The 14752-nt window shown below is 35.8% G+C and carries 14 protein-coding genes and 1 tRNA gene; 14 read left to right on the top strand and 1 reads right to left on the bottom strand.

The features are described from left to right. The first annotated feature begins 34 nt into the window (after positions 1-34). The 14 genes from ACTTKP_RS08410 (at position 35) to ACTTKP_RS08345 (ending at position 13397) form a co-directional block, all read left to right on the top strand. Positions 35-106: transfer RNA gene (locus ACTTKP_RS08410), tRNA-Glu, on the top strand. Between the two features lie 86 nt (positions 107-192). Next, positions 193-660, top strand: a complete 468-nt coding sequence (gene rimP, locus ACTTKP_RS08405; protein WP_442553452.1) for a ribosome maturation factor RimP — start codon at positions 193-195, stop codon at positions 658-660. Between the two features lie 20 nt (positions 661-680). Beyond that, complete coding sequence (gene nusA / locus ACTTKP_RS08400) at positions 681-1745, top strand: transcription termination factor NusA (RefSeq protein WP_442553451.1); 1065 nt, start codon at positions 681-683, stop codon at positions 1743-1745. Positions 1746-1756: 11 nt separating this feature from the next. Continuing rightward, complete coding sequence (rnpM, locus tag ACTTKP_RS08395) at positions 1757-2014, top strand: RNase P modulator RnpM (protein ID WP_442553450.1); 258 nt, start codon at positions 1757-1759, stop codon at positions 2012-2014. A gap of 10 nt (positions 2015-2024) precedes the next feature. Further along, on the top strand, positions 2025-2321 hold the full coding sequence (locus tag ACTTKP_RS08390; RefSeq protein WP_442553449.1) for a L7Ae/L30e/S12e/Gadd45 family ribosomal protein: 297 nt from the start codon (positions 2025-2027) through the stop codon (positions 2319-2321). 24 nt (positions 2322-2345) lie between these two features. Continuing rightward, positions 2346-5300 (top strand): translation initiation factor IF-2, encoded by a 2955-nt coding sequence (infB, locus tag ACTTKP_RS08385; RefSeq protein ID WP_442553448.1) that lies wholly within the window; start codon positions 2346-2348, stop codon positions 5298-5300. A gap of 1 nt (position 5301) precedes the next feature. After that, complete coding sequence (gene rbfA, locus ACTTKP_RS08380) at positions 5302-5679, top strand: 30S ribosome-binding factor RbfA (RefSeq protein ID WP_442553447.1); 378 nt, start codon at positions 5302-5304, stop codon at positions 5677-5679. Between the two features lie 21 nt (positions 5680-5700). Beyond that, positions 5701-6684 (top strand): DHH family phosphoesterase, encoded by a 984-nt coding sequence (locus tag ACTTKP_RS08375; protein WP_442553446.1) that lies wholly within the window; start codon positions 5701-5703, stop codon positions 6682-6684. Beyond that, a complete protein-coding gene (gene truB, locus ACTTKP_RS08370) occupies positions 6684-7610 on the top strand; it encodes a tRNA pseudouridine(55) synthase TruB (protein ID WP_442553445.1) in 927 nt (308 codons plus the stop codon). The genes ACTTKP_RS08375 and truB overlap by 1 nt, the downstream gene beginning before the upstream one ends. 12 nt (positions 7611-7622) lie before the next feature. Beyond that, the gene (locus ACTTKP_RS08365) at positions 7623-8525 is read left to right on the top strand and encodes a bifunctional riboflavin kinase/FAD synthetase (protein ID WP_442553444.1); all 903 of its coding nucleotides are present in this window, start codon (positions 7623-7625) and stop codon (positions 8523-8525) included. A gap of 30 nt (positions 8526-8555) precedes the next feature. After that, positions 8556-10601 carry an ATP-dependent DNA helicase RecG gene (gene recG, locus ACTTKP_RS08360; protein ID WP_442553443.1) on the top strand — a complete coding sequence of 682 codons (2046 nt, stop codon included), beginning with the start codon at positions 8556-8558 and terminating at the stop codon, positions 10599-10601. 31 nt (positions 10602-10632) lie between these two features. Beyond that, positions 10633-12165: an AAA family ATPase gene (locus ACTTKP_RS08355; protein WP_442553442.1), complete on the top strand. Its 1533-nt coding sequence runs from the start codon at positions 10633-10635 to the stop codon at positions 12163-12165. 16 nt (positions 12166-12181) lie between these two features. After that, positions 12182-12733, top strand: a complete 552-nt coding sequence (rsmD, locus tag ACTTKP_RS08350; protein WP_442553441.1) for a 16S rRNA (guanine(966)-N(2))-methyltransferase RsmD — start codon at positions 12182-12184, stop codon at positions 12731-12733. A gap of 19 nt (positions 12734-12752) precedes the next feature. Beyond that, entirely contained in the window at positions 12753-13397 is a 645-nt protein-coding gene (locus ACTTKP_RS08345) for a hypothetical protein (RefSeq protein WP_442553440.1), read from the top strand. Here ACTTKP_RS08345 and ACTTKP_RS08340 read toward each other — a convergent pair. Next, positions 13394-14671, bottom strand: coding sequence for a tRNA(Met) cytidine acetate ligase (locus ACTTKP_RS08340; RefSeq protein ID WP_442553439.1), 1278 nt, complete (start codon positions 14669-14671; stop codon positions 13394-13396). The two genes, ACTTKP_RS08345 and ACTTKP_RS08340, sit on opposite strands and share 4 nt — an antisense overlap. Positions 14672-14752: the final 81 nt, after the last annotated feature.

Here is a 14752-nt window from a genome sequence, read left to right as displayed (position 1 = left end):
TTGCTTTGCGTTGTTAAGCAATGCAACAAGTTAAGGCCTGTTGGTCAAGGGGTTAAGACGCTGCCCTCTCACGGCAGAAACAGGGGTTCGATTCCCCTACAGGCTATGTTTTTGATAAGTGAACCGTTAGAGGTTCGCTTTTTTTGTTAAATGGGAATTTTTGGGGATTTTTTATCTAAGAAGGAGTCTTGAATGAATAAAAGAGAAACATATGAAAAGAAAGCAGAAGCACTTATTTTACCAATTATTACAAAAAATAATTATGAGCTGGTAGATGTAGAATTTGTAAAAGAAGGTTCTAATTGGTTTTTGAGAGCCTATGTAGATAAGGAAGGTGGTTTTACTGTTAATGATTGCGAAAAGGTAAGTCGTGAATTTTCAGATCTTTTAGATGAAGAAGATTTTATTGAAGAGTCTTATATACTGGAAGTCAGTTCTCCGGGACTTGGAAGACCACTTAAGAAAGGTAAAGATTTTGAAAGAAGTTTAGGAGAAGAGGTTGAAGTTAAGTTGTATAAAGCAGTTGAAGAACAAAAAGAGTTTTCAGGGACTTTAGATGCTTATGATGAGATGACTGTGACACTAGGGTTTGAAAATGATATAAAAAAGACATTTGACAGGAAAAACATAGCTCTTATAAGATTAGCTGTTGATTTTTGATAAAGAGAGGTAATTGGAAAATGGGAAAAAATGCACAGACAGACGATGGAATGGAGCTGATAAAAGCTCTGAATCAGCTTGAAAAAGCAAATGATATAAGCAAGGAAAAAATACTTGAAGCAGTTGAAAATTCGCTTTTTGCTGCTTGCAAAGATCAATTTGGAAAATCGGATAATATAAAGGTTATTATAAATAGAGAAAATGGGAAAATAAATGTATTTGCAGAAAAAACTGTTGTAGATAAGGTAGAGGATGATACAACTCAGATAAGTATAGAGGATGCCAAAACCATTTTCCCTAATGCAGTTGAAGGGCAGGTTGTAAATTGGATAGTTACTCCTAAAAATTTTGGAAGAATTGCTGCTCAAAAGGCTAAACAGGTTGTAATACAAAAGATAAGAGAAGAAGAGAGAAAATCACTTTTTAACCAATATTTTGCTAAAGAACATGATATTGTTACAGGAATAGTTCAAAGATATAATGGAAGCAGTATTAATATAAATCTTGGAAAAGTAGATGCAATACTGTCAGAGGCTGAACAGGTTAGGACAGAGAGGTTTAGACCTACAGAAAGAATCAAGCTGTATGTGGTAGAAGTAAAAGATCATTCAAGAGGGCCTAAAATTACAGTTTCCAGAACTCATCCGGACTTGGTTAAAAGACTTTTTGAGTCCGTTGTTACTGAAATTAAGGATGGAACAGTTGAAATTAAGAGTATTTCAAGGGAAGCAGGCTCAAGAACTAAGATAGCTGTGTATTCTAATAATCCGGAAGTGGATGCGGTAGGAGCCTGTGTAGGATTAAACCGTTTTAGGGTTGAAGAAGTCGTAAGGGAACTTAGAGGAGAAAAAATTGATATAGTTGTATGGAGTGAAGATCCTAGAGTATTTATTATGAATGCACTTTCTCCTGCAAGGGCAATTTCGGTAGAGGCTAATCCGGAAGAAAAAACAGCTAAGGTTGTTGTTGCTGACTCTCAGCTTTCACTTGCTATAGGTAAGGAAGGACAGAATGCAAGATTGGCAGCAAGGCTTACCGGATACAAGATAGATATTAAGAGTGAATCACAGATATTATCTGAATAAAGAGGTATAGTATGAATAATCCACAAAGAACTTGTATTGCCTGCAGAAATATAAAGGAAAAAAAAGAACTTATCAGGATTGTGCGTACTAATGAGGGAGAGATAGAGATTGACAGTACAGGAAGAAAGAATGGGAGAGGAGCTTATATCTGTAACGATGTAAAATGTTTTGAAATTTTGAAAAAAACAAAAGGTTTAGACCGTTCTTTTAAATCGCAGATTGCTGCACAAGTATATGATAAACTGATTGCTGAATTAAATTTATTATAGGAAGGTGAAAATGGATAAGGTATTATCTTATTTAGGACTTGCAAAGAAGGCAGGTAAATTGGCAACGGGTGAGTTCCTTACCGAAAATGCTATTTATGCAAAAAAAACATTTCTTGTAATAATTGCAGAAGATGCATCTGACAATACTAAGAAAAAATTTACTGACAGATGCACGCATCATAAAGTGCCGATTAAGTTTTATGGAACTAAAGAAGAACTTGGAAATGCTACAGGAGCTGCGATAAAGGCATCAATGGCAGTACTTGATGAAGGGTTTTCAAAAGCTATCTTAAATATATTGAATTAGCTATTAAATGGGAAAGGCGATAAAATGTCTAAAATGAAAGTAAGTGAACTGGCAGTTGAGATAAAGTTAAAAAGTAAAGAGATTGTTGATTTTCTTCATGAAAAAGGTTATGACAATGTGAAAAACATGAACAGTGTACTGAGTGATGAAGAAGAGACAACAGTACGCATGCAATATGCTCCTGAAAGCATTAAAAAGGCTAAGCCTGAACCTAAAGCAGAAGCTAAGCCTAAGCGGACAAAGCCTGCGGCAGCTACAAAGCCTATGAAGCAGACCTTTGACGGAAGGTCTCCAGAAGTCCGTGAAGCAGTAGAGAGAAAAGCAAAGAAGATTTCTGCTGAAAAAGAGAGCAGGAAAACTTTACAAAAGGATGAAGAGGTTGCTGTTAAGGAAACAAAAAGAAGAGAAGAAAAAACAGAAAAAGAAATTAAGGTCAAAGAAGTAAAAAATTCAGAGATAAAAAATTCAGAAGCAATAGTTTCTGAAGCATCAGCTTCAGAGGTGAAAGTTACTGAAGATAAAAATACAGATGTTAAAACTTCTGAAGTTAAACAAGTGCCTGAGAAACCTGAAATGACTCCTGAAGAAGCTGCTATTGCATTTGCAAGAAAGAAAGCAAGCCAGGCTGCAGCTTTAAATAATGATAAGGCAGCTAAAAATACCGGTTCCGGCAACAAGTCTCAGAAATTTGGAGATAAAAAGAGAAATGACAGGTTTCAGGGACAAAAAGACCAAAAAGATCATTCTAAGGATGGAAACAGAGAGAATCGTTCCAGACAGGGAGATGGTCAGAATAAAAATAATGAAAATTTTAGGGGCAATAGAAATTCTGACAGACCTCAGGGACAAAAGAATGACAGACCTTTTAATAAAGACGGTTCTAATGAGAGAAGGCAGCCATCAGGAAATAATCATGGAGGCAATACAGGAGGAAGAACTGCACAGGCAAGAGGTGGGCAGACAAGGACTCAAAATGCTTCCGGTGGAGAAGAACGCATCATAACAAAGACAGGTTCTCGTGATAGAGAGCGTGAGCGTGAGCGTGAAAAAGCTAAAGAGAGAGAGCGTTCAGAGAAAAATCTTAGTAAGCGTTTTGATAAGAATAAGGTTCTTTCAAACATAGATGATGATGAAAATGTAACACATAGAAAGAAAAAAGATCCTAACAGAAAGGGAGCTTTTATTAAGCCTGAGGTTGTAGTAAAACCTGCTGAAGAGGATACAATTAAAAATATTATTATTCCTGATACCCTGACAATTAAAGAACTTGCAGATAAGATGAAGATTCAGCCTTCTGCAATTATCAAAAAACTTTTCTTACAGGGAAAAATGTACACAGTGACTCAGGATATAAGTTTTGAAGAAGCAGAAGAGATTGCTTTAGAGTATAATATAATCTGTGAACTTGAAGAGCCTGTAGATTTAGTAGCTGAGCTTCTTAAGGAAGATGAGGAAGATGAGGCTCTTATGGTAAAGAGACCTCCGGTAGTTTGTGTAATGGGTCATGTTGACCATGGTAAGACTTCTCTGCTTGATGCAATACGCTCAACAAATGTTACAAGCCGTGAAGCTGGAGGAATTACACAGAGTATAGGTGCGTCTGTTGTAACAATTAATGGTAATAAGATTACCTTCCTTGATACTCCGGGACATGAAGCGTTTACAGCAATGCGTATGCGTGGTGCTAAGTCTACTGATATAGCTATTCTTGTAGTAGCTGCTGATGATGGTGTAATGCCACAGACGGTGGAGGCAATTAATCATGCTAAGGCTGCAGGTGTTGAAATCATCGTAGCAATTAATAAAATAGATAAGCCTAGTGCAAACATAGATAAGGTTAAACAGGAACTTACAGAGCATGAGCTTATTGCAGAGGATTGGGGCGGTTCGACAGTGTTTGTACCGGTTTCAGCTCATTCTAAAGAAGGAATACCGACACTTCTTGAGATGGTAATTCTTACAGCAGATGTAGCTGATTATAAGGCAAATCCAAACAGAGATGCCAGAGGTATTGTAATAGAAGCTAGTCTTGATAAGGGCAGAGGTCCTGTGGCAACAGTTCTTGTACAGAAAGGTACCTTACATGTGGGTGACTCTATTTCTATAGGTTCTTCGTTTGGTAAGGTAAGAGCAATGATTGATGACAAGGGAAATAATGTTACTGAGGCCGGACCTTCTATTCCTGTTGAGATACTCGGATTAAATGGAGTTCCTAATTCAGGTGATACCATGCTTAGTTTTAAGGATGATAAGGAAGCAAGGGCTGCTGCGGAGACATTTATTGCTCAGGATAAGGCAAGACTTATAGATGAGAGCAGAAAGAAACTTTCTCTTGACGGACTATTTGATCAAATTAAGGCCGGTACTGTAAAAGAACTGAATGTCATTATTAAGGCTGATGTTCAGGGCTCAGTTGAAGCTATTAAACAGAGCATTACTAAGTTAAATAATGATGAAGTTGCAATAAGGGTAATTCATGGTGCGGTAGGTGCTATCAATGAATCCGACATTTCCCTTGCAAGTGCATCAAATGCGATTGTTATAGGGTTCAATGTAAGAATGGATGCAGTGGCTAAGGAGACTGCGGATAGAGAGAAGGTTGATGTAAGGCTTTACAAGATTATCTATGATATTATTTCAGATGTAGAATCTGCTATGAAGGGTATGCTTGAGCCTATTTATGAGGAAAAGGTAATAGGACATGCAGAAATCAGGCAGGTATTTAAGGCATCAGGAATTGGTAATATTGCAGGCTCATTTGTACTTGACGGTAAGATAATCAGGGGCTGTAAGGTAAGAATTACCAGAGATAAAGATCTTATTTTTGAAGGAAATCTTGCCTCTCTTAAGAGATTTAAGGATGATGTCAAGGAAGTTAATGCAGGCTATGAATGTGGTCTTGTATTTGAGAAATTTAATGATGTGAAAGAGGAAGATAAGGTTGAACTTTATCAGATGGTAGAAGTTCCAAGGAGTTAAAATGCGTAAAAACAGTATTAAAAATGTAAGAATAAATTCTGAGGTACAGAGAGCTCTTGGTGAACTTATCCGAATGGGGGTAAAAGACCCACGGGTAAGCTCGCTTACTTCAGTAACAGATGTTGAAGTAGCTCCTGACCTGAAGACAGCCAAGGTATTTATCAGTGTGCTTGGAGATGAAAAGAAGCAGAAAGACACCTTGGACGGACTTAAAAGTGCTATGCCATACCTTAGAAGTCAGCTTGCAAAGAGTATCAATTTAAGAAATACTCCTGAACTCAGATTTCAGTTAGATACTTCTATTGAGTATGGAATGCATATGTCTGCACTTATTGATCAGGTTAAAGTAAAAGAGAAGGATACAGAGGACAACGATTAACAGCTTGAGAGAGGAGACAGGATGTTTATAGGAAATTATAATTTGGTTCATCTTTTAGATCTTGTAAAAGATGCAGAAACCATAGCTGTTACAGGTCATACTAATCCCGATGGAGATTGTGTAGGCTCTACTTTAGCTATATACAATTATCTTACAAAGATGGGTAAAAAAGTGGATGTGTATTTAGAGCCGATTGGTAAAGAATTTAATGAATTGCCGGGTTCTGAGGTCATAAAAAATGAGCCTGAAGACAAGGTTTATGATGTGTTTTTTATGTTAGATCTTGGTGATGTAGACAGGATAGGAGTAGTGGCTGAGCTTTTTTCAAAGGCGAAAAAGACTGTTTGCATAGACCATCATATAACAAGCAAGGGTGTGGCGGATGAAAATTTCATTCTCACATCACTTAGTTCTACTTGCGAAATTGTATTTGAAATGATGGATTTGGATTTAATAGATACAGATGTTGCAGCCTGCCTTTATACGGGGATTATTCATGATACAGGAGTCTTCCATCATGGATGTACCTCAAAGCGTACAATGCAGATTGCAGGCGAACTTATGGACAAGGGAATAGATTTTGGACATATTATAGATCATAATTTTTATTCAAAAACATATAAACAGAATCAGGTACTTGGAAGATGTCTGATGGAAAGTATGCTTCTTTGGAATGGTGTGGGTGTAGTTTCTTATCTTACACGCAAGGAAATGGATTTTTATATGATTGATTCCAATGATGCGGGTGGAATTATAGATCAGCTTAGGCTTACTGAGGGCGTGAAGGTTGCTATTTTAATCAAAGAGCAAGAGCCTCACCTTTTTAAGGTAAGTATGCGTTCTACGGTTTCGGACATAGATGTCAGCAAGGTTGCTGCATTCTTTGGTGGCGGAGGTCATAAGATGGCTTCAGGTTGTACCATATCAAGCGGAACAGTGCATGATGTAATAAATAATATTACAAAACAATTACAATTCCAGTTAAAGACAAAGGGTTATATTTAATGATAAATGGAGTCATAAATGTATATAAAGAAGTAGGTTATACTTCAAGAGATGCAGTAACAAGACTTACAGGCATTCTTAGGCAGCGCAAAGTCGGACATACAGGAACACTTGATCCTGCAGCCGAAGGTGTGCTGCCTATGTGTGTTGGTAAAGCAACCAAGTTATGTGAATTGCTTACAGATCATAGGAAAGAGTATGTTGCCGTAATGAAACTGGGCATAGCTACCGATACAGAAGATATTACAGGTGAGATTGTCGAAAGTACGGATTATTCTGAAGAGTGGTACATAGATAATATGTCAGATGATAATCTAAAAAAAAATATCAGTCGGTTTATTGGTACACAGTTTCAGACACCGCCTATGTATTCTGCTAAGAGGGTTAATGGAAAAAGACTGTACGAATTGGCAAGAGAAGGCAAGGTAATAGAGCGAAAGCCGTGTGAGATTACTATTTATGGTATAAAAATTACCAATATAGATATTACAAATAGAGAAATTACTATAAAAGTAGCTTGTTCAAAGGGTACTTATATTAGAACCTTGTGTAAGGATATTGGGGAAGCTTTGGGCTGCAAGGCTGCCATGAAAAGTCTGTTGAGAACAAGGACAGGGGATTTTTATCTTGAAAATAGTTATAAGTTAGATGAAATAGAAAAGATAGTGAGTGAAAACAGGCTTGATGAAATAGTAATTCCGATAGAAGATATATTTAAGGATTTAAAAAGCATAGATGTTTCAGGATATTCAGGGATTTTACTTGAAAATGGGGGAATTATAAAATTAGAGGCAGTAAATCAAACGGATATAATGAACGGTGTGAGAGATGGCGAAAAATTTAGGATGTACAATAACGGTGAATTTAAGGCTATTTACAGTTATAATGAGATGCTTAAGGCATTTAAAATAGATAAGATGTTTTAAGGTGGTAGGTGAATGGAGTATATACAGGGAAGTGACTTTAAACTATATGATACAGTTGTAACCTTGGGAAAGTTTGACGGTCTTCATTTAGGCCATAAGGAACTTATTGATGAAGTGCTTAAAACAGGTGGACTTACGAAGGTGTTATTTACTTTTGAGGTAAACCCTTTTGGTATTCTTTTTGAACAGGATATGAAGGTGATAGACACAAATGAAGAGCGAAAACTGTTAGCGAAGAAATTTGGCTTAGATTATATGATAAATTTTCCATTCACTAAGGATGTCATTGATACAGATGCAAATGACTTTATAGAAAAAATAATTCATAATAAGCTGGGTGCAAAAAAACTTGTAGTAGGTACTGATTTTAGGTTTGGAAAAGGCAGACTGGGAGATGTAACACTTCTTGAAAGAAGGAAAGCAGATTTAGGTTATGAACTAAAAGTTGTAGAGAAGAAGGTAATGTATGGAGAAGAAATTTCAAGTACAAGAATCCGTAACCTTATTGGAAGAGGAGATATAAAGATAGCCAATGAACTGTTAGGAAGGGCATTTTCTTATTCAGGAGAAATTATACACGGAAATCATATAGGGCATACGATAGGCATGCCGACAATAAATATAAAGCCTGAAGAATATAAATTACTTCCTCCGTATGGAGTTTATACTTCAGATACTGAACTGGATGGAAAGATTTATAGAGGAATAACCAATATAGGTGTAAAACCTACTATAAGTAAAAATAATGCTGTAGGAATTGAAACTTGGCTTTTCGGTCTTAATGAAGATGTGTATGGACATTTTGCAAAGGTGAAGATTTTGGATTTTATAAGACCTGAGATGAAGTTTGACTCGTTAGATGCTTTAAAAAAACAGGTTGATTTAGACAAAAATAAGGCAATGACATTTAAATGAGAAATTATTAAATTGTAATTAGGAGGAACTATGGTTTTAGAAGAGAATATTACTGCCATAAAAGGTATTGGAAACAAAACTGCAGCCCTCCTAAATAAACTTGATATATACACAAAAGGTGATATTTTAAGATATTTTCCAAGAAACTATGATAAGTATGGCAAGATAATGCCTATAAATACTATTAAAACAGGAATGATGGCAGTAGTATGTGCAATGCCTGTTTCAATGCCTATACTTAAGCAGATAGGTAAGAAGAGTATTTTAGTCTGTGAAGTAAGTGATGGAAGTGGAAAAATAGAACTAAACTGGTTTAATATGCCATTTATGAAAACAAAGCTAAAAAAAGGCATACATATGATTTTTAGGGGAAGGGTTGTAAAGAAAGGCAGATTTTTACAGGTTGTACAGCCTGAAATCCTTACTGAGCCTGAGTATTACAGAAAATCTGAGGTTTTGCAGCCTATATACAGGCTTACCAAAGGAGTTACAAGTAACCTGCTTAGAAAATCTATAACAGAAGTGCTGTCGGAAGTAACTTCAAAGATAGACTATTTAACGAAAGAAATTAAACAAGAAAATTCGTTGATTTCGTTAAAAGAGGCTTTACATGAAATTCACTTCCCAAAGTCTTACACCACCTTAGTTGATGCAAGGAGAAGATTGGTATTTGATGAGTTTTTCTTATTTGCACTTGCCATAGACAGGTTAAAGGGTGAACGAGAAAAGTTAAAGGTTTCTTACAGTGTAGAACAAAAATCTACAACAGTAGAATTTATCTCGAGGCTTCCGTTTTCTCTGACAAATGCACAATTGCAGGTGTGGAAAGAAATAGAAAATGACCTTGCAGGTGGTTTTAGAATGAACAGGTTGATTCAGGGGGATGTTGGCTCAGGTAAAACCATATTATCAATTCTTGCCTGCTTATTAATGGCGGAAAATGGATACCAGTCAAGTGTAATGGTTCCTACGGAAGTGCTTGCAAGACAGCATTTTGAAAGTTTTTCTACAATGTTAGAACCACTGGGAATCAGGGTTGTATTATTGACAGGCTCTGTAAAAGGCAGAGAAAGAAAAGATGTTTTCGAGAAGATTGAAAAGCATGAGGCTGATATTATTATAGGCACACATGCTCTTATACAAGAAAAGGTTGTATACGATAATCTCGCCCTTGTAATAACGGATGAGCAGCATAGATTTGGAGTAAAACAGCGTGAGAAACTGGCAGATAAAGGGGAAAAACCACATATTTTAGTAATGAGTGCAACTCCGATTCCAAGAACCTTAGCAGTGATTTTATATGGAGACCTTGATATTTCCATAGTAAATGAACTTCCTGCTGACAGGTTACCTATAAAAAATTGTGTTGTAGATGAAGACTATCGGCTTACTGCCTATAAGTTCATATTAGATGAGGTGAATAAGGGGCATCAGGCATATATTATCTGCCCAATGGTTGAAAAATCGGAAGAAAATGATGAATTAGCAGATGTAATAAGCTATACTGAAGAACTAACGGAACTTATAGGCAATAGAGCAAGAATCAGATATCTTCATGGAAAGATGAAGAATGATGAAAAAAATGAGATAATGGAAGATTTTGCAAGTGGAAGGACGGATGTTCTTGTTTCTACTACAGTAGTAGAGGTTGGGGTCAATGTTCCGAATGCAACAGTGATGATGATTGAAAATGCTGACAGGTTCGGGCTTGCTTCTTTACATCAGCTAAGAGGACGGATTGGCAGAGGTAATGCACAGTCTTATTGCATATTTATGTCAGGAAATGCTTCAAAAGAGGCAATGGAAAGGTTAAAAATTCTAAATATATCCAATGATGGCTTTAAAATAGCGGAAGAGGATATGAAAATGCGAGGTCCGGGTGATGTATTCGGGATAAGACAGAGTGGTGAAATGGCCTTTAATCTGGGAGATGTGATAGGAGATGCCGATATTTTAAAACTTACTTCGGAAACTGTAAAATGCATGAGTGACAAAATCAAAAATGAATGTTATTATAGAGGAAGTGATTTTTATAAAAATGGTTTTGGTTGTGGAGAAGATATAATGACACTTTAGAATTTTCCATATTATAAGATAGGGGATGTTTATGTATACAAATGCAGGGCAGGTTTTTGATATAGCAAAAGCCAATTACAGAACTTTGGTTGGTTATTGTTCTAAGCTGGAGAGTGAAGGATATTTTATGCAGGCAGAGAAGATTCTGCATAAGACTATTTTTCAAACTTTGGATCTGTATATACAGTCAATGCTGATAAATATTGCAATATATGGGGGAAAATTAGGCGAGGATGAGGTAAAATTCATTGTTTCTCTGCCGGATAGCAAACAGTATGATATTTCTGAGGTTGAAGACATAAGTAATGAGATAATAAGACAGGCTGAATCAGTGGTGAAATCGCCTCCGATAATAATGCAGCTTTGTTCTTTGCGTGATAGAGAAAAAAATTCCAATATGTCCAGTGCTTATATGGATATGATGTTAAATATTATAGTTGCAATGTCATATTTAAATGCTAACAGGGATGAGTTTCTCCCACAATTTATAATGGACTATTATCATTCGGTTCAGGCATTTATTTTCTTTTCAGACAGGGCAGAACGCATAAATGAAAGATATCTGTTTCGTAAGGCATCCGGAGATATTACAATGCCGGGAGAAGGCTTTAAGGATGAGGATGTTGAAGAAAAAAAAGATGAGGCTGTTCCTATACTAAAAGAAGTCAGGGCAAATGAAAATGTGATAAAAAATGAAGAACTGCCTAAACAGGCGGAGTCTGAGCCTATTCCACTTAAGGAAGAGGATAGAAAGAAAAGGCTTGACGAACTGGTTGCTGAGTTAGAGGCTTTAGTGGGATTGGACGATGTTAAAACTGAAGTTCATTCATTAATAAATCTTATAAATATTAGACAGTTAAGAAAGAATAAAGGCCTTCCGTCACCCGCAATTTCTTACCATATGGTTTTTACAGGAAGTCCGGGAACCGGAAAGACAACTGTAGCAAGACTTATTGCCGGAATATATAAAGAACTTGGAGTACTTTCTAAAGGCGGATTGGTGGAAGTAGATCGTTCAGGTCTGGTAGCAGGCTATGTAGGACAGACTGCCCTTAAAGTTACAGAAGTTGTAAACAAGGCATTAGGCGGGGTGTTATTTATAGATGAAGCATATTCGCTTTCAGCTCCGGGTGCTGCAAATGACTTTGGTGGAGAAGCAATTGATACATTAGTGAAACTTATGGAAGATCATAGAAATGATTTGGTTGTCATAGTTGCAGGTTATACTAAGGAGATGAATGACTTCCTACAGACTAATACCGGACTGATTTCAAGGTTTAATAAGTTTATTGAATTTAAAGATTATAATGAGGATGATCTTATAGCTATTATGGATGCCATGTCCGGTAAAATGGAAATGAAGCTTGAAGACAAGGCGGTGGATAAGCTAAGAAACTATCTCTCAAGGATGAATGAAAGCTCTAAAAGAGTATTTGGAAATGCGAGAGGCATAAGAAACCTTTTTGAAAAAATGCTTGTAGGACAGGCAAACAGGTTGTCTCATTTGGAAGAACCTACTATAGAAGATTTGTCAATAATAACAGCTGAAGATTTTGAATTTTAAGAAAAGGTGGTGTATAATGAGAGTCATAGCTGGTAGTGCAAGGACTGTTCCGCTAATTACGCCTACAGGTTTAGAAACAAGGCCTACTTCAGACAGAATAAAAGAAACGTTGTTTAATATGCTTCAAGGATATGTAGAGGGAGCTTCGTTTTTAGATTTATTTGCAGGAAGTGGACAAATAGGTGTAGAAGCTTTAAGCCGTGGAGCTGATTTTGCAGCATTTATAGAAAAATCTGATGAGGCTGTCAAATGTATTAAACATAATGTTAATAAAACAAAGTTTACTGATAAGGCTTTAGTACTTAAAATGGAAGTTTTATCAGGAATCAGGACTTTGGAGATTGAAAAAAAGAAATTTGACATTATTTTTGTGGATCCTCCATATGGTCAAGGATTTGAGAAAAGCATATTAAATGCCCTTATAGATTCGACTATACTTTACGAGGATGCTATAATAATAGTTGAAGCAAGTAAAAATACAGATTTTTTGTATATAAATGAACTTGGTCTTAAAATTGTCAAAGATAAGTTGTATAAAAATAACAGACATTTGTTTTTAAGAAAATAATAAATTTGGGGAGTTGGCTATGGCAGAAGATAAGATATTGAAAATGATAGACAGGATGGCAGAATATATTGACGATCAGAATATTATACCGCTGTCAAAAGATAGGATAAAAATTTCGAAAGAGAGGCTTCTTGATTTTACAGATGAGCTTAGACAGGCTATGAAAGTAGAATTTGAGGAAGCAAAGAAGGTCAATGAAGCTAAAAATGAAATATTGAGGGCTGCTAAAAGTAAGGCTGCTAAAATTGAGGCTAAGGCAGAAGAAAAAATTAATGCGATTATTCAGGATGATGAGATAGTAATTGCAGCGGAAAGAGAAGCTGATTACATTATTGAAAATGCAGAAAAAAATGCTGACAATATTGTGAAGGAAGCAGAAGAAATGGCTGCCAGAATTAAACTTGGAGCCCTTTCTTATGCAGAAGAAATGCTTGCCACTGTTGAGAAAATGGTTTCGCATAATCTTGATACTGTGATGTCCAGTTCAAACAGTGTTACAGATACATTGAAGAATACTTTAGAAATTGTAAAGAATAACCGCAGTGAGATTAAAACTCAGATTATCAAGGCAGAAGATGATTTTGATGAAGAAGATACTGAGGTTGGAGAAACTGAGGAAGAATTTACCGTAAATGTTAATTCGGACGATTTTGAAGATGATTAGAGCTTATGGCGAAGAATGAAACTCTCAGACACTTCATCATGGCATTTTATATTGTACTTATTGAATGAAATTTGATTATATAAGGCAGTCATAAAACTTGTTGTTCTGAAAGTTTCTATGGCTGTTTTGTTATCAAGTTTTTTAGCATCACCGATTCTTGCAATCAGTTTTATATCCTCATTAGTTTTGGATAATTTTCCAATAGAGTTTAATATGTCCATTGATGTATTTTTGATTGCAAGAGGTCTGATATATGGGCAGAAATCGTAAGCTCTATTATTTTCAATAAGTTCTTGAGTTATTCCTCCTATTATATGAAAGAGGACTCTGTCAATTCTTGCATAGGTATAATTTTTAGACCATAAGGAGGCTGCAAATTCATCATATGAACTTGATTTTCCAAATAGATTATAAATTCTGCCGGCTAAATCAGTAGTTACATCACTGTAACTGCTTAAAATATTTATTGCATCTTTCTTATTATTTTTGTAAATAATTTCTCCCAGTTTATAGAATAAAATATCAGAAAAATCATCATTTTTAATATAATATCCACTTGGGTTTAATCTGCTTATAGTAGAATCAGGCATATATTTTAGGCTTTTTTTAGATAAGCTGTCATGTAAATCTTTACGGATTGCTTTAGCAGAAGCGATTGTTAAATTTTTATCAGGTACAATTTCAGAATCATGTAAAACTTCAGCTCTTTTTATGGCAATCGGAACAATATTTGAATTTAGTCGGTGAAGTTGGTTTAAATATGATATGGCAAGGATGTTGTTTGAGGTTCTAAGCAAATCTGCCTCTTTTATAAAACCATTTCTCCTAAGATAAATATCTCTTGCTTCAGGAAAGGCAGAACCAGATGACATAATCTTAGCAATGTCTTTATTATGATTTTTTTGAATAAGTAATTTGCTGCAGTTTACAAGTTCTGTCATGCTGTCATTTTCCGCTCCAAAAGAGAGATAGTCGATTATGCCAAGTTTTTCTGCAAGAGCAACAGAGCCATCAGCAAAAATTTCCGCACTTCCTGTAGATACGGTAACAGGCAGCTCAAACACAGCATCTGCACCGGAAAGAAGAGCAGATTCTGCCCTTATATATTTGTCTATGATGGATGGCTCACCCCTTTGCACAAAGTTTCCACTCATAAGTATTATTATATATTTGGCATTGGTAAGTCTTTTGGTTTCTTTAATGTGATAAGCATGGCCATTATGGAAAGGATTGTATTCAGCAATAATTACAGCAACTTTTTCGTTATTAATCATAAATCTCCTAAATTTTATTTATTTTATATAATGATACAAGTGTCAAAAGTATAAAAATTCGATGCAAGCTTGCTTGCAAGA

It is taken from the genome of Catonella sp. (genome assembly GCF_052169795.1).
Classification (GTDB): domain Bacteria; phylum Bacillota; class Clostridia; order Lachnospirales; family Lachnospiraceae; genus Catonella.
This window is presented reverse-complemented; position numbering and strand designations above follow the sequence as displayed.